The organism is Robbsia andropogonis, from assembly GCF_034047095.1.
Classification (GTDB): domain Bacteria; phylum Pseudomonadota; class Gammaproteobacteria; order Burkholderiales; family Burkholderiaceae; genus Robbsia; species Robbsia andropogonis.
The window spans coordinates 1115844-1136050 of record NZ_CP139170.1 but is presented as its reverse complement, the minus strand read 5'-3'; the positions used below and the strand labels follow the sequence as shown (position 1 = coordinate 1136050).

Below are 20207 nucleotides of genomic sequence, written 5' to 3'. Positions count from 1 at the left end.
TCGCGCACACAAAATGTGACCATGTGACGTTATTTTACGAATGACGTCGATTAGTTATCATTCTGTACTTTTTTAATCTATAAAAATCAATAGCTTAATATTTTTGATATCGATGCTCTGTCGATATTTTGATGTACATATTTCGATTTTATGATTATTCCCTCTGCCATTGGGTCTATCGATTTTTTATTTCGATAAGCCTATATTTAATTTATTAAATATTTCAGAGACAGATTACTTTTCGCGGATGATTTATTTCAGGGGCATGACAAAACGCTTGACCTGAATAGGAGAATTTTGTGTACGCATCATCGAACAAATTTAGCGGACCGTCGCTTAATAATGCACCTTTGGATCTAAACTTAAATATTGGAAATAGCGAAGAGTTCTCTGATATAGACAATATATCCGCAGACGCGCTTTCCGAAAATGCAATGTCTGAAAAATTAAGCCAAGCTCTAAAGAGCCTTGAAAAATATTCCAAAAACCCTTCAAGCACATCTAATAATGTCGAGGAGCTTCTTAAAGAGAAAGACATTAAAAAATCGAAGAAATTGCTCACTAAAATGACTTTTGAAGATAAGCGAAAACTTAACAAAATAATAGTGGAAGAATTGGAAAGAAATGAAGGAATAGCAGAAACGCATGAAGTTTATGAGAAATTTCTTGTCCTTTTTGAAATAAAAGCGAGGCCCGGATTTGTCACTCCGCTTCTAGATCGTCCTATAACAAATTATTCTTTCTATTCAGTAATTGCTGAAGAAAAAGAATTGGACCAGAACGGTCGTTGGAGAGCATATGGCACCTTACACGCTGCTTTTGGTAACGAAGGCGCAAGTGGGCACCTCACCGACATGGAGGAATTTATGCCGGATGTGTCCAAACCGGATATCACGTTTGATACCCGCATTCGCTATTATGCCAAAGCCTTCAAGCAGGTAGTAACCGCCGTTAAAGACGCGGCGCAATCCAGACAAAAGGGATATGTTAGCTTGCAGGGAAGAACCAACCCGTACACTGTTCTTGCCGAGGGTAGGGCGAGATGCGTTCTTCGGAATACCAATAACGACACCTATGGGATACTCTTTTTTTCTCGAGCAATCAAGCGAAAGCAACAGAAAGATCGAGAGACAACAAGGCATTATCACGTATCAACGCTGTATGCACTGAATGCTGAAAAAGCACTAAAAAATTTGAAAGAAATAAAGCAGGAACTTATTTCTGAAAATTCTGTGACAGAAAACGATCCGAGTAATGTGGACAAAACCATAAGAGGTGAGTGGGACTTAGCAGGTACTCTGTCTCAGTTAGAAGATATTGACAGGTTCATAAATGAACTCAAAAATAAAACTACATCAGCGGCAACGGGCTTGGAAAATCCTGAAATGAGTCAAGATGATGTTTCTGAAAGATACGGTCTGGAACAAGGAATCGAAAAATTTCGAGCCTTAATAAAAGAAAACGAAGGACTCACGTGGCTAACTTACGATAATTTAAATAAAATTAGTAAATCTTTTGGAAAAGAGAAAATTATTCTTCCACTTGAAGTAAAATTTACATCTAAACAAAATAAAGAAATAATCGCTATAGTGAAAATCTATAGAAATAAATCTGCTAGAACTAAAGTTATGGATAAAAAAATTGATGCGTTCTACAAGGACATCCTTGCGCGCGCTAAATTTCCTCCAAAAGAAAGATAAAAAATAAATAAGAGTGGCTAACCTTAATCAGGCGAGTCTAATATCAGCGTGAGTTGATGGGTCATATCTTGTCGTTCACAACGAGACGAAAAGTAAGCGATGAAGTATGGGCGGCGCTTGAGCCTTTGATTCCGACGGTGATGCGACTTACGAACAAAGGTCGGCCGCCGAAAGATTTCAGATCGGGCGGCTTTCCATGGCATCTTGTATGTGCTGCAAACGGGAGTGCCTTGGGAAGATCTCCCACAAGAACTGAGCTTCGGCTCGGGTATGACGTGCTGGTGGACTTCCCCGGTTCTGCGCCCGGCGTGTGTGAGTTTGACTCGCGTTTCCTTCGGTCACCGCCCTTGGCTCCACCCACTCCGCAGCAAGTTTCCCGGCGTTGTTCGCAGGCTTCGTCGCGACTATGGCGGGGTCTGACTTCTCACGTCCGTACATCATCGGCCTCGGCTCCTCACCTTCCCGATGCGGGCCTGGTCAATGATACTGATCCAGGTCAAACGTGAGATATCCCGGTTCCCGCGCAAGGCGCTTGTGTGCATGCCAGGTTCTACGACCACGCCGGATCGGTCGGCACTCGCGCTGTCGCACCGCCCCCTGTTGCTTTCCACGTACTGGAGCGCGTCAGCATCCGGGATATAAAACATTTCGTGGCTCCCTGGCTGGCCTACACATTCCCCTACCGACGCTTCGCTGACATCCTCGCGAATGCCCGCGCACGGCTCGGGGGCGATGTGGTTCGCTATACCTTCATCGTAGTGGACTCTCACCACCTACACCTTGCCGGTCTCCCGGCGCACCCAGTACGGATTCTCGACCCATTGCCACACCACGTCCTCATCAAACAAGTCAAACGCATGCTGCAAATACAGCAAGCCCGCGATCAAACGTGGGGAACTTGCTGGCCTGCTGCGCTGAGATACGAAGCTCGCGCCCATCACGCCGTGCAGTCGCTCCCAATCAATCAGCTCAATGAGCTTCATCAGCGGACGATTCAAGTTGATCTGTTCGCGTAGCGGGTGCCGGAAGAAATCTTCCTGCGGCGCAGCCTTCTTCGACCCCATTCAAACCTCATCAGAATTTGCAGGATTCAATGCGTCATATGCCTGTTCCTTGCAATTCCTTCAACCCCGTTACCAGGCCAAAGCTTTATCTCGTGCGGCTCTGCGAATTGTTCAAAGCCGACCACGGTACAATCGCTGGCGGCAGACAAGGCAGCTAGTCGAGCGAGTGACACAACGTCATTAATGAGCTGATCTTCCGTCGCAACATAGCGGATACGATACGCGCCGTTCAAGTGAGTCCCGCTCACCCAGCGTGATTCATGGCGTGCGAGACGCCCAGTGCTGGCCAAATAATGCGTCCGGTCGGTGTGACTTGCCTCTGGGAAAATCGTTGGTCCGATGGCGGAGGCGACTATGCTAGCTAGCAGGTCCGCCGCGGTACCCGCGTCGGACTCTACTGCCAACTCATAAAGCGCGAACAACGCGGTACCGGCAATGTGTGGTGAGCGCATCGCTTGGGAAAATTTGATAAGGAGCGTTGCGTTCGAGTCATCGATACCGTGAGCGAGCGGTTCAAAAAACTGACGCCTCAAGGCCGCGAAGCGGTAGTGATCCCGATTCAGCCGATGCCGTTCGTCGTAGTCCAAATGCATCGATCGGAGCGGACTTTGTGGATCTGTGCGGGGTAATGGTATGACCGGTACTGTCGCGTTTTGTACGGTTGAAACTGTCGGGTCGATTGTATGCGTGGCGTCCACGGGTAATACAGGAGCCCTCGCGTCGACGACTGCCCAATCCCATTCGATCGCAGGGGCCCGTGTGTTTGACGTCCACTGCCATCGCATTTTATTAGGGAGCTTTAGCCCATGGAGTGCCTCCGGTGCGGCCAAATCGGTCGGATCAAACGACGACACCTGTCTGAACTTCGTGAAAGACGAAGGCCTGTAAGTCAGCTTGTAGGGAGACGCGCTGATGTCTAACGTAGTCCTGGCCGTACGTATGCGCGAGTGGAGCGCGCGGCAAAATTGCCCTACATAGCTCTCCGGTTCGCCAGGGCGCTCGGCATAGCCTAACAGTGCGCAACTGATAAAGTTGACCGCGAAGATGTCGTCGTCAAAGCGAAATAGTGAAAAAATCTCTCGATCCAAGTATGCCGCCATTTCATGCGCGTTGTAGCCTTTTATCTCGCGTCGGATGAATCCGTCTTTCTCTGATCTCTGCGCACCATGTGCAACCACAAACACACGCACATGGCGGCCTGTGATGTGTGATGCTTCGGCCCATGCGTTGAGCGGCACGGCATACATGCTTCCCGTCGGCGTTACCGCCGACCTCTTATCGATAGAGGGTGCGTGTTCCCGCCATCGCCATTCAAAACCATAGCGCACTGAATGTGGCGTCTCCTCGTGGGATAAAAGCAATAGAGAGCCGGGCCTTTTCACCGCTTCTTTCACTGCGATGTCACGGAGTTGTGCGTCTTTGCTCGCTTGGAAAACGATATTAATCTGAGTGGGTGGTGCCACAGCGCGAGCGTTTAGCATGCCATCGAGAACCTTGTTACCGGTGCTTTTTCCGTGCTTTAAGGCTTCTTTGACTGCTTCTAAAACATGGTGCCGTGCCACTGCGCTGAGCGCCGCGGCAGTGTCTTCAACATGGGTAGGTATGGCAGATAGCCGGTTCGGCGTAGACATGTCGCAGCGACCACCAAAGTCGATATTTACGGCTCGAAAACCCACCGATGCTCCTTCTATGGCAGCAGCGTTATGTCGATGGTCAGGACACAATGCACTCGTGCTTCTTGGCACCTCGACGTTTTTGGCCGAGTTGAGTGTGGTTGTTGCGAACATCTACCGGTTCCCTTTTTCGTATTTATGCATTTATAACGCCTTATTATCTCGACGCTCGAACCTCAGCGGTACCTAGCCGATTCGTCACTAAGCGTTTAGAGTCTTGAGATAGCCGTTCAGGGCATGGTCTTTTCCTGTCGTCAAAGCAATACTTATCGCTTTTCCCCTGTTGAAAATGACCTTTTCAAAATTGACCTTTATCGAAAAAGCATCTAAAAGAATGGACGCTCGTTTTCTTATGGAAGAATGCTGCATAGCTGACCTGCACTGATGGGATACATAGCTCCTTCTCGTTTGTGTGACACGGTAAGAGACATTAAATCCAGCAAGAAAAATGTCCAATCGGTCGACGCTTTGTTCGATATGGCGGCCTTGGAAAGCGCTGATCAGAATCGTGTGAGCAATGAGGTCTCGACCGCCTTGTCATTGTTCGATTTCGACGATACGCCTGGTGCGTTGAACGATAGAAAATATGCGATCGGCGGCGCCGATGACGCGGTGGTTGGTCTGGCACCGGATCACGCAGCGGACGACGACGCTGATTTACGCACTATCGGACTCCCCGAGCCCACCGTCGACGCGCTGATCGATATGATGATTGGCGCCGATTCTCATGTGATTCCGCGCCCCAGTCCGGATGTCGACCTCCGGGCGCGTATCAGGACGGGCGTCGATGAAGCAGGGAATGCGGCACCCGCGTCCACGAGTTCGAGATATGCCAGTTATCCGATCATGCTCTTCTGCCTGCATACATCGTTGGAAACCATCTCGCAGGAGATGAACGACGTGACAGCGCTATGTTCAGAAAAAATAGAACAATACAAAACGGCGCGTGTAGCGCGCTACGAGGCTCATCAGACTGACAGCAAGCCGGGATTGAAAGCACCGCTCGCTGACGCCCCGGGGACGGACGGCGACATGTTGGCGCGTCGGAAAACCTGTCGGGACATGTTGCAAGGCGCAAGGAAAGCGTTGGAATCAACCGTTCAAAAAGCCAGTTCGATACTGCCACTGACAGTGGTATTTCCCAAAGATCGCGGCGATGCAAAGCGAAACGAGGCACCGCGGTCGCCTCCGGCGATCAGATTGAAACCGGGGCGACAAGTTACGGTAAAGCGCACATTCAGTTTTCCTATTGGGACGTCAATACGGCAGAAGGATAGGCCATTAAGAGAAGACACCAGGGTTTCAATGGATGACCTGCCGGCCCGTTTTTATAAGCCGGTCGTCACAACCCGATCCGTGACCGTTTTACGGACTGCAGACGACCAACGCGATCTAAACGGAAACGCCGACGTCCGCGAAGTCATGAAACATTTCAAGCTGACAACGTCGTATCCGGACCTTGAGAAAAGCGAAGAGTGAACCGCCGGATTGAGGCCGCCTCGCGGATGCGCGTAGATCGCCGCGTAGATGGTCTCATGACTGACGCATTGTTCTGGGGTATTGGGGTGCATACGCCGCCGTTTCGCCGCACTTTGCTGCGGCGACCAGCGTCTATAAACGTTCAAATTACCGCCAACTTCAGCCGACACACGCTGGCCACTCACATCCGAGCCGATGACGTTCGTATCGCCGCCCGACACGATCGAGAGGTGACGCAGGTCATATTGGCACGTAGCAAGATAGGTCCTTAGCGACAATACAACCTTGAGCGGTCCGGGCATGTCTGTGATCTGCGAAAGAACGAGCGTATGTAATCGATAACGTCACCAGCGTGGCGAGGCGTTGCCCGCCAGCCCAAAGCACGATGTCGCCCGCATTGGTAAAATCGTGTGCTTGTACCTCACTTACCGGTCCCCGAAAACACCATGAGAATCCTGCACACAATGCTGCGCGTCGGCGACCTGCCCAGGTCCATCGACTTCTATACGAAAGTGCTTGGCATGAAACTGCTGCGCCAGCATGAGTATCCGGAAGGCAAGTTCACACTCGCCTTTGTCGGCTATCGTGACGAATCCGAGGAATCGGCTATTGAGCTGACCTATAACTGGGGCACCGAAAAATACGAACTCGGCACCGCCTATGGGCACATCGCGCTGGAAGTGGATAACGCCGCCCAGGCATGCGACGATGTTCGCGCACGCGGTGGCAAGGTCGTCCGCGAAGCGGGTCCGATGAAGCATGGCACCACCGTCATCGCCTTTGTCGAAGATCCGGACGGCTATAAGATCGAGTTGATCCAGAAGAAAGTTGGCGCGCAAGGCGCGAAGGACTGAACGCGCATGATCACGTGCACTGCGCCGCGCTTGCGTCGAAGCGGCAGGCGCAGTGCGCGACATCGGCATTGCAACTGAGGCAATGCGCGATAGCCTGGCTGTTTACGCAGCGCCCGTGGTTGCGCGTGATGCCTGCACATGCTGCGCCACCGTAACGTATTCGTGCACCGGCACGTCCTCGGCGCGACGTGACAGATCGAAACCCAGCGCATCGAAATCGATCTCTTCGCGATAAGGGCCCAGCGTATTACGCAGCATCTTTCTCCGCTGCGAAAATGCCGCCGTGACCACCGCCGCGAACACACCTTGATCGACGTCGGGCAGGTCTTCCACCGGATGCGGCAACATCCGGACGATCGCGGAATTGACTTTCGGCGGTGGATCGAAAGACCCCGGGGGCACGTCCATCAGCTTTTCCATCGAATAGCGATACTGCAGCATCACGCTCAGTCGGCTATACGCCTTGCTACCCGGCTCCGCGATCATCCGTTCCACCACCTCGTCCTGCAGCATGAAGTGCTGGTCGATGACCCGGTGCGCCACACGCATCAGATGAAAGAGCAAGGGGCTGGAGATGTTGTAGGGCAGGTTACCCACCACGCGCAGCAACGGTGAGGACGACGTATCGTCACCCTCACCGCCGGTGCCGGTAACCGCAGTGAAATCGACATTCAGGGCATCGCCCTCATGCACGATCAAGCGCTGGCCGAATGTCGCATGCAGCCGCTTGATCAGATCGCGATCCAACTCCACCACATGCAACGGCTCATAGGTCAGGGCACCGTCACCGTTACGTTTGCCGGCCTCCAGCGTTTCCAGCAACGGCGTGGTCAATGCGCCAAGACCCGGCCCGATCTCAACGATCGTTTCGCCCGCGCGTGGCGCGATGCACCGGACGATGCCGTCGATGACACCCTGGTCAACGAGAAAGTTCTGCCCGAAGCGCTTACGCGCGAAGTGCCCTTGCACCGGGCCACGATGTGATCCACTCATGATTAACTCTACTTTGAAACGTCGGGCCGGTGCTCTCCGGAGACATCGTCGAAAGACATGCCACGCGGCACGCTTTTTTCCTTGCCGGCGTGTACATGCCGGTTGCGCGCCATCTGCACTGCGGTGTCGATGGCCGCCAGCATGCTGCCCGGGTCGCCGCGCCCGCTGCCGGCCAGATCAAGCGCGGTACCATGGTCCACCGAGACGCGCACGATCGGCAATCCTAACGTGACATTGATACCCTCACCGAATGTCGCGTACTTCAACACCGGCAACCCTTGATCGTGATACATCGCCAGCACGCAATCGGCGTCCGCGAGATGGCGCGGCTGGAATAACGTATCCGCGGGATAAGGCCCGCGGGCATCGATACCTGACTGCCGTGCGCGTGCCAACGCGGGAGCGATCACGTCGATCTCTTCACGTCCCAGATAGCCGCTTTCTCCCGCGTGCGGATTCAATCCCGTCACCAGGATACGGGGATGCGGGATCGCGAAGTCGCGGCGAAGATCCGCATCGATGATCTCGAGCGTGCGCACCAGCATCTCCATGTCGAGCGCCTGCGGCACCTGCGACAACGGCAAGTGGGTAGTCGCTAACGCAACGCGGAACATATACGAGGCGGCAAGCCGCGCCGTTGCCGGGGAAACGGTGGCCGTGGACAATACCGCCGCATGCATCGACGACGACACGGGCCCCGCCAGCATCATGACCACACGTTCGGTGCCGGTGCGCTCCGCCAGGTATTCGGTATGACCGGTAAACGGTACGCCGGCATCGTTGATCGTGCTCTTCTGCAACGGTGCGGTGACGATGCCATCATAGGCTCCCGACAAGGCACCATCGATCGCCAGATCCAGCAAGCGCAATACATAAGGGCCATTGCGCGGATCAAGCACACCGGGCGTCACGGGCGCATCCACGGAAGGGCCGTCGACGGTAAAGCAACACCTTTCGGGCGCGGCCGTCGCGCCACGCGCGCCCATCGCCGACCGCCCGAGCCCGGCATCCGCTCTGTCCACCTCCACCTCCGCACCCGCCGTCCCGCCATCGGCGTCACGGCCGTACCCTCTTGCCACATCCAGCCCCGCCGCACGGGCACGGTCGCGTAACATGGCGGCATCGCCAAGGACGACGAAACGGGTGTCCCCCCAACGGCGCGTCCGCTCACCATATGCAAGCGCCGCCAGCGTCAGTTCGGGGCCGATGCCCGCCGGTTCGCCCGTCGTAATTGCCAGCGTCAGCGGTTGGCCACGCCCTGCTGGTTCGTCAGCGCCTATCGCGTCCATCGCTGCGCTCCATCCTCTCGGTACCTGTGCTTCTCTGAAAAAACCAAAAGAACCAGGGGGCGATCCCCGGCTTCATGCCGATATCGCCCCCTGGTTCCCAGACCCTGCTCAAATGTCGCGCCTGCGCCGCCCCGCCATGTGCAACCCGGTGGTGCGCAACGCTCGGATCAGTTGTCCTGCCCGTTCAGCATGACCTTCACGTACGCCGAATCATACAACTGCCGCAGCCAGTCACCATACGCCTGCTCGGATTTCCGCGAGCCCACCGCTTGACGCGCCGCATCTTCCTGTTCCGCCGGCGATGCCGAGATCTCGCGGCGACCCAGTACCTCGATCAAGTGATAGCCGTAGCGCGAACGCACCGGATTACTGATCTGCCCAGGCTGCAACGTGTTCATCACGCGCTCGAACTCCGGCACCGTCTGACCCGGATTCACCCAGCCCAGATCGCCGCCGTTGCCGGCGGAACCATCCTGCGACGTGGTCTTGGCAAAGTCGGCGAAGCTACCCTTGCCGGATTCGATCGCTTGCCGCACGCTTTGCAGCTTCTGCAATGCCGCCCCTTCGTTCCCGCCATCCTCCACGCGGATCAGGATATGCGCCACGTGCGTCTGCGTAATCTTGTCCTGCGCATGGGCTGCCGGACGCCGCGCCTCCAGTCGCACCACTTCAAAGCCATCCGCCGTGCGAATCGGCTCCGGGGCAACCTGACCCGGCGCCAGACGGGATACCGCCTCGACATAGGCCGGGGGCAGATCGGCTTGCGGCTTGAAACCCAGGTCGCCGCCCTGCTTCGCATCGTTTGCCGCGGAATTCGACCGCGCCAGGCGCGCGAAATTGTCACCGCTACGCGCGTCCTTGATCAAACCGGCCGCCTTCTGCTGCGCCGCCTGTACCAGCGCATCCGTTGCGTTCGCCGGCACCGGCACCAACAAGTGCGCGAGGTGCAAGTCAGGCGGTGTCGTCGTTACACCGCGCTGGCTCGCGATGTAGTTCGCCACTTCACCATCGGACACGGTAATCTTGCTGTCCACCTCGCGGCGACGCAGCTCGTTCAACGTCATTTCGTCGCGGGCATCGCTACGGAACGTATCCCAAGGCACACCCTGCGCTTCCACCCGCGCCCGGAATTCCGGCAGCGGCAGACCATTGGCCTGCGCAAGGCGCTCCAGCGTCTGGTCCACCTGGGCGTCGGTGATCTGGATGCCATCCTGCTCCGCCTGCTGCATCTGGATCTCGGACATGATCATCTGCTGTAACACTTGCTGACGCAAATCATTGTCCGGCGGCACTTGCACACCCGCCTGGCTTTGCATGCGGTTCTTCACCATCTGCATACGCCGGTCGAGTTGCCGCTCCGTGATCACACCGTTGTTCACGATCGCTACAATGCGATCCACCTCGACACCGGGCCCCGTGGGACGTACGGTCTGCGACGTCGCGCCCTTCAACGCCTGCGCGTGAACCGGCATGGTCACGCCGAGCACGCCAGCCATCATCGTTGCACTGGCCAGCCACGCTAGCCGTATAGTCTTCACCATCACGAACGTCGACTCCTTGGGGTTACCGCATTCGGCGAAAAAATCAAATCGCGAGAGTATCACGCTTGTCAGTCGTAGTCGGAGAATCGCGACACGGGGGGCTCCGGCGGCGGCGGCGAGACATAGCCCGGCACGCTATTACGGAACGCGGTCACCAGCCCGTTATCAACGTTTGCAAGGCCTTTCAAGGTCAACTGGACCAGGAAGCGCGTACCCGACGCTGGCTCGCCACTGCTGTTGATCCCGCTTGCGTACTTCTGGAACGCCACGCCGAGCACCCAACACGGCGCGTCGTACTGCATGCCGAGCAAGCCGTCCACCAAGCGTTTTGAATCGAATGCATAGTTGATGCGCCCCACCGCATACACATTGCGTGTGATCGGCCATTGTGCCGAGGCGATGATCTGCTTGACCCCGGTGGTCAGATAAGTACTGGCAGTGTCGGTCGGGTCCGGCCGCGTATAGCGATACGCCAGGTTGATCACCTTACGGTCCTGCGGCGACCAGGCAAAACCGGTGTTCAAGCGGTCCACCTTGCCATTGCCAGTGTTGTATTGCAACGCATTCTGCGTGGCAAATGTACTCGACAGCTTGAACGACGCGCCGAGTATCAGATCCGAACGGGCGGCATTGCTGACCGACTGGTTCGGCATCGTCGTCACCTGGCTGCGGAAATAGTACTGCTGCGCCACCAGGAACCGCGCCCGCTCGTCACCACTGCCGGCATTGATGAAACGCGTAGACAACGCCGCGGTCATCCGGCTGCCATCCGCGATCCGGTCCTCACCGACAAACGTGTTCGTCGTGAAGATTTCGGCCAGGCCGAAGTCCGACGGTGCCGTATCGAATACCGGAATCTGCGATTGATCGCGATACGGGGTGTACGTGTAGTAGAGGCGCGGCTCCAGGGTCTGGATGTAGTCTGTACCGAAAAGCGAGATCGACCTTTCGTACTTCAATCCCGAGTCCACGCTCAGCGTGGGAATCGCCACGTTGGAGGTACGCGCGATCGTACTCGGCTCCATGCTGTTGATCTGCGACGGAATCCGCGTCATGTCATACGACGCCAGATGGTACTGCGCCTTCGGAATGAAGAACCACCCCGACCGGATAATCGGATAGCTGATGTAAGGATCGAGTACCGCGCGGTTGCCTTCCGGCATCGTCGAGTTAGACGATTGAAACCGCGTGAAATCCGCCATGGCCCCGTAGTCGAAACCGCCCACGTCGTACTTGGCGTAATTAACCTGCACTTCCGGTTCACGCGAATACGGCGGCACGACATCGTTTTGCAGGACCTGCCAACGCTGGACGCGGGTCAGCACGGACCAGGGGCCGTGGTTGTAGGTCACCCCGGCTTCCTGCTGGAACAGCAACTGCGCACCGTTGTAGACAATGTTCTCACTGCTCGCGAGATCGGACGTATAGGTCTTGTCCGATACCCGGTTGTAATTCACATAGGCGCCGAAACCGTTGCCGAGGTCCTGGTTATGCTGCCAGTAAAGCGAGTAGCGGTTGCTCAGCTTCGCCTTCTGGTCCCACGGCATGTACTCGGCGGTCAGCGTGCCCCGATAGGCCGTGCCCAGGTAACGGAAGTCAGCGCCGAGGAACGCGCCGCGTTGCTGCATGATCCGTGGCCGTAACGTCAGGTCACGATTCGGTGCGAGATTGAAATAATACGGAATCGTCGTATCGAAACCACTCGTCGAGTTCAGCGAGAACGTCGGCGGCAGCAGGCCCGATTTGCGTTCGTTCGACAGGGGGAACGTCAACCAGGGGCTGTAGAAAATCGGCACGCCCTGGAAGAAGACCATACCGTTTTGCGCGTATCCGACATTCTCACCCTGGTCGACATCGAAGCGGCTGGACTTGATGTACCACGCCGGCCGCTCACAATTGCATGCGGTATAAGTCGCGTGGGTGAAGCGCGTACGCTCATCGTCGATCATGTCGACACGATCCGCACGCCCCCCTCCACCCGTGGCATTGAAGTGATAAGTCGGGCTCAGCATGTAGCCCACCCGCGCCTCCAACTGCATCTGCGCCCGCGGGCCGACGAACAGATTGCCGTGATCGTTGATCCGGACGCTGCCATACGCGTCGGCGGTATCGGTGTCGACGTCGTAATGGAGTTTGTCAGCGCGAATGATCGATCCGTAACGCCGTAATTCGGCGTTACCCGTCAGCGTCGTCTGGCTGCCGTCCGCGCTGGCATTGTCCCCCGAGGAAAAGGTACCGGGGGTGACGCCCTGCGGCACCTGGCGCTCGATGATCTGCGGCGCGAGCGAGAAGCCCCAGTCCCGGTCCAACGGGATCGGTTGCGCGGCATCGCCCGTCAATTGCGCGAAGCCGGGCAACGGCGCGGTCAGGCCGGCCGTCAGCAAGGCGGCGGCGATCCGGGTAACGCGCTGCGGCGCCTGGGCGCGAGAACGAGGGGAAAGCAAACGGTTTGGCGGTCTAGGCGGCATGAATCGGGCTAAAAGCGAGCTATAAGCAAGGGCTGACTGGATCGGATCGCGCCAACAAGGCGCGGCTTACAACGGACAGCGGCGCTACACAGCGCTCGAACAGGGGTCTCCCCCGAAACCATCCGCGCGAGAACTCAGGCGTATCCCTTTAACCTGCCAGGCGCCGGTGCAATCATGCATTCGCGCGTTCGCGCATCCGCGTAACCACGTCTCCGCGCGCGCGACAGCAGCAACATCGGGCGGTCCCCGTGCATGGTCTTACCTTGCACGGGGTCTCAGAATTCGTCGGGTATTATATATGCCAAAGTCTGCAAACTGACCGGGCGCATGGGAATCCCATCGCCAAATTGATTGGGATTATGCCGCTACCCTCTTCCCGTGCCGTAAATAACAGGCCTCCCGGCACGCCGTCCGCCGCGACGTCCGATCCTACCCTTTGTATCTCCGTAGCCGCGGCCGGACCGCCGACGCCCGCCGAATCAGCCGATGCCCGTCATCAGCGATTGATCGCGTGGCTCTCGGGACTGTCAGCCGGCGCGCCAACCGATGCATTGGCACCGCAAGCCGATGACCTGGCTTCATTGCTGCCGCTTGATTTCCGCACATTACAACTTGCCTCGTCCGACGCCGGATTTAGACGCTACTTCCGCATTCGGACCGCCCGTGGCGACACCGCCATCGTGATGGACGCGCCGCCGCCAGAGAAATCCCGGGAGTTCCGCGATGTTCAGCAACTGTTGAAGGCGGCCGGCATTCATGTGCCTGCAATCTATGCGGCCGACGTCGATGCTGGCTTCATGCTGTTATCCGATTTGGGCAGCACCGCTTATATCGATGTCCTCGACGGCACGAATGAAGACCGCGCCAAGCCGTTGATGCGCGATGCGCTACGCACGCTGATCCGCTGGCAGAAGGCGTCCCGTCCGGACATACTGCCTCCTTACGATGAAGCACTGTTGCGCCGCGAACTGGATCTGTTTCCCGAATGGTATGCGGACCGCCATCTGGGCCGCCCGTTCGACGACACCGACAAGGCAATGTACGCCGACACCTGCCGCTTGCTCGTGGAGGCTGCACGGCAGCAGCCGCAAGTCTTCGTGCATCGCGATTTCATGCCGCGCAACCTGATGCTGAGCGACCCGGCACCGGCCGTGATCGATTTTCAGGATGCGGTGCATGGTCCGATCGGCTATGACGTGGCGGCCCTCCTGCGGGATGCATTCCTAAGCTGGGACGAAGCATTCGAAATCGATTGCGTTGCCTGGTACTGGGGCGAGGCCAAGGCTGCCGGCTTGCCGGTCAACAGCGATTTCGCCTTGTTCTATCGCGATGTCGAATGGATTGGACTGCAACGACACCTCAAGATTCTCGGCCTGTTCGCACGACTGCAGTATCGCGATGGCAAGCCGCGCTACCTAGCCGACACGCCGCGTTTCTTCGCGTACGCCAGCCGCGTGGCGCACCGTTACCGCGAATTACGACCGCTGGCGCGACTGCTCGACAAATACGAGAATCGGAACCAGCAAGTGGGCTATACCTTCTGATGCCGACCATGGGAGCCCCGGCGGTCGGGGCGATGAATACCGCAATGATCTTTGCCGCAGGGCGCGGTGAACGAATGCGCCCGCTGTCGGACCGAATGCCTAAGCCATTGCTGTCGGCAGGCGGCAAGCCGTTGATCGTCTGGCAGATCGAGGCGCTGGCGCGCGCCGGGTTTCATCGGATCGTGATCAATCATGCCTGGCTTGGCGGGATGATCGAAACGGCATTGGGCGACGGGTCGCGCTTCGGCGTCGCGCTGCATTACTCGGCGGAATCCGATCATGCGCTGGAAACCGCCGGGGGTATCGCCAACGCGTTACCGTTGTTGCTGGGTGCGACACCCGCATCCGAAGGTAAACGCTTCGTCGCGGTCAGCGGTGACGTCTACTCTGACTTCGATTTTGCCCGCCTGCATACGGTACGGATCGAACCGCGCACAGTTAGCGCGGACTTACCAACAAGCACCGATACCATCGTCCCGCACGACGCGCCGGGCATGCACCTCGTCATGGTACCCAATCCGGATTTTCATCCGGCGGGCGACTTCGGCCTGCGCGTCGATGGTCGACTGAGCGCCACGGACGGCGTGCGACTGACATTCGGCAATATCGGCGTCTACGATACCCGGATGTTTACGGCGCTGGCGGCACAACGGCCGATTCCGGCCGCCGCGCTTGGTCCGATGATGCATGCGGCCATTGCAGCCGGCCAGGTCACGGGCGAGCGCTTCGACGGGCACTGGTGCAATGTCGGCACCCCCGCGCAACTGGCCGAACTGGATGCGCGACTGTCGGCCGCGGGCGACAGTCGCTGACACGCGACGCGTGTGCTGCAGGGTGATCACTCATCGGACGGATGGCATGGGACGCGTCGCGTCATTGGCGCTAGAATCGCGGGATGACGAATCCACTCTCCCCCTCCGCCGCTCTCTCCACCCGTACCGCGCATGCGGACGGCGAGTGGATACTGGCCCCGCAGCGCGCATTCGCGCCCGACGTGTTTGCCGCGCGCCGCGCGAAGATTGCCGACGCGCTGCGGGCGGCCGGCGGCGGCATTGCCATCATCGCCTCGGCGCCGGTTCCCGTGCGCAGCCGCGACAGTGAATTTCCCTATCGCCAGGACAGCAGCTTCTTTTACCTGACCGGTTTTGCCGAACCGGACGCGCTGCTCGTCATCGACAGCCGCGGCCGTGGCACCGCCAGCCAGCCGGTGTCGACGTTGTTCTGCCGGGAAAAAGATCCATTGCGGGAAACCTGGGAAGGATTTCATTATGGCCCGCTAGCCGCGCAGGAAGCCTTCGGATTTGATCTCGCGCTGCCCAACAGCGCGCGTGATGGGCAACTGCCGGATTGCCTGACAGGGGCCGCGGTACTGGCCTATCCGTTGCTTACCCACGGTGCGCTGGAAGCCGACATCGCGCGCTGGCTTCGGGAAGCGCGAGGCCGCCGACGCGTCGTCACGCCCGGCAGCATTCTCGATCTGGCACGCATCGTCGAGCCAATGCGCCAGATCAAGGACCCGCACGAGATCGACCGGATGCGAACGGCGGGTCGCATTTCGGCACAGGCGCATATCCGTGCGATGCAGACCGCGCGAGTCGGCATGCCGGAATACGCGCTCGAGGCGGAGCTGTTGTATCACTTCCGGCGCAGCGGTGCCCAGGCCCCGGCCTATACGTCGATCGTCGCCGGGGGCGCCAACGCGTGCACACTGCATTACCCGGCCGGGGACTACGTGTTGCGAGACGGCGATCTGGTGCTGATCGACGCGGCGTGCGAACTGGATGGGTATGCGTCGGACATCACGCGGACGTTTCCCGCCAATGGCCGCTTCACCGGGCCGCAACGCACGCTGTACGACATCGTGCTCGCGGCGAATGACGCGGCCGTCACGGCCACCCGGCCCGGCGCCCGGTTCGATGACGCACACCAGGCGGCCCTGCGCGTGCTGGTGCAAGGGATGCTGGATACAGGCCTGCTTCGGGCAAACGACCACGGTAGCGTCGAGGATGTGATTGCGGACCGAGCCTATTCGCGCTTTTACATGCATAGCACCGGGCACTGGCTTGGCCTGGACGTCCATGATTGCGGCGACTATGTTGAAGCGCCGACTGCCGCCACGGTCGATGCCAACGGGCGTCCCGGCCCGGACGCGGACAACGTGGCGCAGGCACCGCGGTCCACCTTGCTGACGCCAGGCATGGTATCGACGATCGAACCCGGATTGTATGTACGGCGTGCCGATGACGTGCCCTCTGAATACTGGGACATTGGCATCCGCATCGAGGACAATGTCGTGGTGACCGACGCCGGCTGCGCACTGCTCACCCGGGACGTGCCCGTGGCCGCCGACGAGATCGAGGCGTTGATGCGCGCCGCTTGATCGGCGCGCGTTGTCCGGAACCCCACCTATCCAGCAGCATGAATTCGTTGCCCCCCGACGCCGCCCCTGGCCCTGCCGCCGCCGCGCCCGATGCCGACGGCGTGTCGGTCGACATCGCCATCATCGGTGCCGGTCCGGTCGGACTGGCCTTGGCCGGTGCACTGGCGCGCCACAGCGCCACCGCTGGTCTGTCCATTACCTTGATCGATGCCCGAACCCGTGCCGCCGCGGATAGCGACCCGCGCGTGCTGGCGTTGTCACATGGCAGCCGTACGTTGCTCGCGCCCATCGGCTGGCCCGAACAGGCGACGCCGATTGAGACTATCCACGTCTCGCAGCGCGGCTATCTGGGCCGTGCGCTGATTCGACACGAGACGCACCACCTGCCGGCGCTCGGCTATGTCGTACGCTACGGCGCGATTGCCGGCGCGCTGCGCGCGGGCGTTCTGCGGCTCGCCGAACGGCCGGGCCGCACGACGAGAACGGCATTGACGTTGCTCGAACAATGCACGGCAACGGCGATCGCCGAGGATGCCGATGGCGTCCTGCTCACGCTGGCAAGCACCGCCCCCGGACCGAGGGAGAATGCCAAACCGATGCGCGCGCCCTCGCCCGCGAGCACGCCGATAGACACCGCGCGCGCCGGGGTGGCCCTACCTTCACGGTTACGCGCGCGCCTGGTGATTCATGCGGAAGGAACACGTCCGGGCGCAAATCGAGCGAACACGGCACAGGATCGGGTGCGCAATTACACGCAGACAGCCATCGTCGGCGCGGTGCGGACCGATGCCCCGCTCCCTCGCGTTGCCTGGGAACGATTCACGGACGAGGGCCCTCTGGCGTTACTCCCGCTGGCCGAATCGGGCGTGCAGTGTCCACCTGCTGCAAGCGCCACGCCCGGCATGCCGGGCGATGGTGCCGCGGCACCCGCCGATTACGCATTGGTCTGGTGTCAATCACCGGAGCGCGCAGCGGCACGTATCGCACTCGACGACGATGCCTTCCTCACCGATCTGCACCAAGCCTTCGGCGACCGCCTCGGGCGTTTCACGCGCATCAGCGGACGCGCCACGTTCGACCTGCACCTGCGTGCCAGTGGCGCGCTCCCGGAAGGTCGCATCGCCACAATCGGCAATGCCGCGCAAACGCTTCACCCGGTGGCCGGCCAAGGCTTGAACCTGGGGGTCCGCGACGCCGAAGCGCTGGCCCTCGCCATCGGCCGACATGGCACGACACCGGCGGCTCTGAAAGCGTTCGCGACCAGCCGTTCGTGGGATCGGCGCTTGACGATCGGGCTGACCGATGCCTTGGCGCGGGGATTTACCCATCCCTTTCCGCCGCTCGCCCATCTGCGGGGCGTGGCCCTTGCCGCGCTCGATTGCCTGCCTGGCGTGAAAGGATGGCTTGCTCGGCAAATGATGTTCGGCCAACGCACTTGACTGCGGCGTGCGGCGTGCATGAGCCAGATTGATCAGGCCACGCCTGGAACGCTGCACTGCAGCACGAGCGCGTCGTTTGTGCACAGCTTCTTACCGTTGCCTACGGCGCTTGCGATACAATACGCGTTTGTGCTTTCGGCAGCGACGTGACCGGGACGGACGCGGTTGCATCGCTGTCATTGAATCGGCATGCCGATGCGGTGCGCAGGCGGACCCGGCGCGCGGACACGGCATGTGTCGCCTGTTTGCCTCGTTCCGCCCAGTTTTTTGACTCCCTATTTGCCCTGTTTCGCCGTCCATCGGCCCGCTCGCATGTTTCCTACCGGACCTCGACTCGGATCGCACACGCTGCGTAACGCATTGTTTGTCGCACCCATGGCGGGCGTGACGGACCGTCCGTTCCGCCAGTTGTGCAAACACCTGGGCGCCGGCTATGCGGTATCGGAGATGGTCGCCTCCAACGCGCTGTTGTGGAAAAGCGAGAAGACGTTGCGGCGGGCGAATCATCACGGCGAGGTCGAGCCCATATCGGTGCAGATCGCGGGCGCGGACCCGCAGATGCTGGCCGACGCCGCGCGGCACAATGTCGCGAACGGCGCGCAGATCATCGATATCAATATGGGCTGCCCGGCAAAGAAGGTATGCAACGTGGCGGCCGGTTCGGCATTATTGCAGAACGAGGCGCTGGTTGCCCGGATCGTCGAGGCAGTGGTCGGGGCCGTGGGCATCGGCCCGGATGCCGTGCCGGTGACACTGAAGATTCGCACCGGCTGGAATCCCGAGAACCGGAATGCCTTGCGTATCGCGCGGATTGCAGAATCGGCAGGCATCGCGATGCTGACGATCCATGGCCGTACCCGCGCGGATTTGTATCGCGGTGATGCCGAATACGAGACGATTGCCGCGGTCAAGGCGGCGATCAACATTCCGGTGGTGGCCAATGGCGACATCGATTCGCCCCGGAAGGCCGCTGACGTGCTGCGTCTGACGGGCGCCGATGCGGTGATGATCGGTCGCGCGGCGCAAGGTCGGCCGTGGATTTTCCGTGAGATCGCGCACTATCTGGAAACCGGCGAAATCTTGCCACCGCCACGTGTCGACGATATCCAGGCCGTGATGAACCGGCATCTGGAAGATCATTATGCGTTCTATGGAGAATTCACCGGCGTGCGCACCGCGCGCAAGCATATCGGCTGGTACACGAAGGCGCTGAAAGGCGCGAACGGGTTCCGCCACCACATGAACACGCTGGATACCACGCGCGAACAATTGGCTGCGGTCAACGCGTTTTTCGAAGAACAGAAGTTGTTGTCGGACCGCCTCGTCTACGACGAGACGGGCCATACGGACAATTCGCAACCCCTTGCCGCATGAGCCGACATAATATCGAGCGGTGCGTTCGCGAGAGCCTGGACGAGTACTTCCGGGACCTCGACGGATCGAACCCGAACGAGATCTACGACATGATCCTTTCCTGCGTCGAAAAACCGATGCTTGAGGTGGTGCTGGAACGTGCCAGTGGCAACCAGTCGCTGGCCGCGGAATACCTGGGCATCAATCGCAATACGTTACGCAAGAAATTGAAGGATCACGGTTTAATCAAGTGATTCCAGGCGCGGGGCCGGTACGCCATCGATAAGCGGCGTATCGGCCACGTCGCACCGCACCGCTTCCCCGCACGCCGTGAGCACCCGGATCGTCGTGAAAAATGCGGTGCGAGCGATGTGGTGCAACACCCCGCGCCACGCAGCCACCGCCTCATGCAGTGACATCCTTTCCACCG

15 protein-coding genes and 4 pseudogenes are annotated in these 20207 nt (G+C 59.0%); 10 read left to right on the top strand and 9 right to left on the bottom strand.

Annotated features, from left to right (window positions below):
* The first annotated feature begins 299 nt into the window (after positions 1-299).
* On the top strand, positions 300-1700 hold the full coding sequence (locus SJQ66_RS18540) for a hypothetical protein (protein ID WP_320535145.1): 1401 nt from the start codon (positions 300-302) through the stop codon (positions 1698-1700).
* Positions 1701-1756: 56 nt separating this feature from the next.
* Positions 1757-1982: pseudogene (locus tag SJQ66_RS18535) on the top strand (transposase); the annotation flags it as partial.
* A gap of 518 nt (positions 1983-2500) precedes the next feature.
* Here the strand turns inward: SJQ66_RS18535 and SJQ66_RS18530 are convergent.
* Both SJQ66_RS18530 and SJQ66_RS18525 read right to left on the bottom strand, forming a co-directional pair.
* A pseudogene (locus SJQ66_RS18530) lies at positions 2501-2764 on the bottom strand (transposase); the annotation flags it as partial.
* 26 nt (positions 2765-2790) lie between these two features.
* Complete coding sequence (locus tag SJQ66_RS18525; RefSeq protein WP_157685636.1) at positions 2791-4551, bottom strand: hypothetical protein; 1761 nt, start codon at positions 4549-4551, stop codon at positions 2791-2793.
* A gap of 372 nt (positions 4552-4923) precedes the next feature.
* On the opposite strand from SJQ66_RS18525, the gene SJQ66_RS18520 reads away from it, so the two are divergent.
* On the top strand, positions 4924-5916 hold the full coding sequence (locus tag SJQ66_RS18520; RefSeq protein ID WP_244141668.1) for a hypothetical protein: 993 nt from the start codon (positions 4924-4926) through the stop codon (positions 5914-5916).
* Here the strand turns inward: SJQ66_RS18520 and SJQ66_RS29905 are convergent.
* Positions 5904-6056: pseudogene (locus SJQ66_RS29905) on the bottom strand (IS30 family transposase); the annotation flags it as partial. The gene SJQ66_RS18520 and the pseudogene SJQ66_RS29905 sit on opposite strands and share 13 nt — an antisense overlap.
* Positions 6057-6098: 42 nt before the next feature.
* Positions 6099-6218 (bottom strand): annotated as a pseudogene (locus SJQ66_RS29750) (hypothetical protein); the annotation flags it as partial.
* 144 nt (positions 6219-6362) lie between these two features.
* Here SJQ66_RS29750 and gloA point away from each other — a divergent pair.
* Positions 6363-6770, top strand: a complete 408-nt coding sequence (gene gloA / locus SJQ66_RS18510; protein ID WP_024902644.1) for a lactoylglutathione lyase — start codon at positions 6363-6365, stop codon at positions 6768-6770.
* Positions 6771-6872: 102 nt separating this feature from the next.
* Here gloA and rsmA read toward each other — a convergent pair whose 3' ends face one another.
* From rsmA to SJQ66_RS18490, 4 genes are all read right to left on the bottom strand, one after another.
* A complete protein-coding gene (gene rsmA, locus SJQ66_RS18505) occupies positions 6873-7763 on the bottom strand; it encodes a 16S rRNA (adenine(1518)-N(6)/adenine(1519)-N(6))-dimethyltransferase RsmA (protein ID WP_024902643.1) in 891 nt (296 codons plus the stop codon).
* A gap of 8 nt (positions 7764-7771) precedes the next feature.
* The gene (pdxA, locus tag SJQ66_RS18500) at positions 7772-9052 is read right to left on the bottom strand and encodes a 4-hydroxythreonine-4-phosphate dehydrogenase PdxA (protein ID WP_320535144.1); all 1281 of its coding nucleotides are present in this window, start codon (positions 9050-9052) and stop codon (positions 7772-7774) included.
* A gap of 167 nt (positions 9053-9219) precedes the next feature.
* The gene (locus tag SJQ66_RS18495) at positions 9220-10593 is read right to left on the bottom strand and encodes a peptidylprolyl isomerase (RefSeq protein WP_320535143.1); all 1374 of its coding nucleotides are present in this window, start codon (positions 10591-10593) and stop codon (positions 9220-9222) included.
* Between the two features lie 68 nt (positions 10594-10661).
* Positions 10662-13061 (bottom strand): LPS-assembly protein LptD, encoded by a 2400-nt coding sequence (locus SJQ66_RS18490; RefSeq protein ID WP_320535142.1) that lies wholly within the window; start codon positions 13059-13061, stop codon positions 10662-10664.
* A gap of 359 nt (positions 13062-13420) precedes the next feature.
* Here SJQ66_RS18490 and SJQ66_RS18485 point away from each other — a divergent pair, with 359 nt between their 5' ends.
* The 6 genes from SJQ66_RS18485 to SJQ66_RS18460 all read left to right on the top strand — a co-directional run bounded on the left by SJQ66_RS18485 (position 13421) and on the right by SJQ66_RS18460 (position 20031).
* Positions 13421-14605, top strand: coding sequence for an aminoglycoside phosphotransferase family protein (locus SJQ66_RS18485; protein WP_320535141.1), 1185 nt, complete (start codon positions 13421-13423; stop codon positions 14603-14605).
* 32 nt (positions 14606-14637) lie between these two features.
* A complete protein-coding gene (murU, locus tag SJQ66_RS18480) occupies positions 14638-15417 on the top strand; it encodes an N-acetylmuramate alpha-1-phosphate uridylyltransferase MurU (protein WP_024902638.1) in 780 nt (259 codons plus the stop codon).
* Between the two features lie 83 nt (positions 15418-15500).
* Positions 15501-16985, top strand: coding sequence for an aminopeptidase P N-terminal domain-containing protein (locus tag SJQ66_RS18475; RefSeq protein WP_407691548.1), 1485 nt, complete (start codon positions 15501-15503; stop codon positions 16983-16985).
* Positions 16986-17023: 38 nt separating this feature from the next.
* Positions 17024-18424: an FAD-dependent monooxygenase gene (locus SJQ66_RS18470; protein WP_320535140.1), complete on the top strand. Its 1401-nt coding sequence runs from the start codon at positions 17024-17026 to the stop codon at positions 18422-18424.
* 312 nt (positions 18425-18736) lie between these two features.
* Positions 18737-19798, top strand: coding sequence for a tRNA dihydrouridine synthase DusB (gene dusB / locus SJQ66_RS18465; RefSeq protein ID WP_036008554.1), 1062 nt, complete (start codon positions 18737-18739; stop codon positions 19796-19798).
* The gene (locus SJQ66_RS18460; protein WP_024902635.1) at positions 19795-20031 is read left to right on the top strand and encodes a Fis family transcriptional regulator; all 237 of its coding nucleotides are present in this window, start codon (positions 19795-19797) and stop codon (positions 20029-20031) included. The genes dusB and SJQ66_RS18460 overlap by 4 nt, the downstream gene beginning before the upstream one ends.
* Here SJQ66_RS18460 and SJQ66_RS18455 read toward each other — a convergent pair.
* Positions 20020-20196: a hypothetical protein gene (locus tag SJQ66_RS18455; RefSeq protein WP_157684953.1), complete on the bottom strand. Its 177-nt coding sequence runs from the start codon at positions 20194-20196 to the stop codon at positions 20020-20022. The genes SJQ66_RS18460 and SJQ66_RS18455 overlap by 12 nt on opposite strands.
* Between the last annotated feature and the right edge of the window lie 11 nt (positions 20197-20207).

Coding starts and splice junctions, on each gene's coding strand:
- SJQ66_RS18525 (WP_157685636.1), bottom strand. CDS start 4,551: ATGTTCGCAACAACCACACTCAACTCGGCCAAAAACGTCGAGGTGCCA.
- gloA (WP_024902644.1), top strand. CDS start 6,363: ATGAGAATCCTGCACACAATGCTGCGCGTCGGCGACCTGCCCAGGTCC.
- rsmA (WP_024902643.1), bottom strand. CDS start 7,763: ATGAGTGGATCACATCGTGGCCCGGTGCAAGGGCACTTCGCGCGTAAG.
- pdxA (WP_320535144.1), bottom strand. CDS start 9,052: ATGGACGCGATAGGCGCTGACGAACCAGCAGGGCGTGGCCAACCGCTG.
- SJQ66_RS18495 (WP_320535143.1), bottom strand. CDS start 10,593: ATGGTGAAGACTATACGGCTAGCGTGGCTGGCCAGTGCAACGATGATG.
- SJQ66_RS18490 (WP_320535142.1), bottom strand. CDS start 13,061: ATGCCGCCTAGACCGCCAAACCGTTTGCTTTCCCCTCGTTCTCGCGCC.
- SJQ66_RS18485 (WP_320535141.1), top strand. CDS start 13,421: ATGCCGCTACCCTCTTCCCGTGCCGTAAATAACAGGCCTCCCGGCACG.
- murU (WP_024902638.1), top strand. CDS start 14,638: ATGAATACCGCAATGATCTTTGCCGCAGGGCGCGGTGAACGAATGCGC.
- SJQ66_RS18475 (WP_407691548.1), top strand. CDS start 15,501: ATGACGAATCCACTCTCCCCCTCCGCCGCTCTCTCCACCCGTACCGCG.
- SJQ66_RS18470 (WP_320535140.1), top strand. CDS start 17,024: ATGAATTCGTTGCCCCCCGACGCCGCCCCTGGCCCTGCCGCCGCCGCG.
- dusB (WP_036008554.1), top strand. CDS start 18,737: ATGTTTCCTACCGGACCTCGACTCGGATCGCACACGCTGCGTAACGCA.
- SJQ66_RS18460 (WP_024902635.1), top strand. CDS start 19,795: ATGAGCCGACATAATATCGAGCGGTGCGTTCGCGAGAGCCTGGACGAG.
- SJQ66_RS18455 (WP_157684953.1), bottom strand. CDS start 20,196: ATGTCACTGCATGAGGCGGTGGCTGCGTGGCGCGGGGTGTTGCACCAC.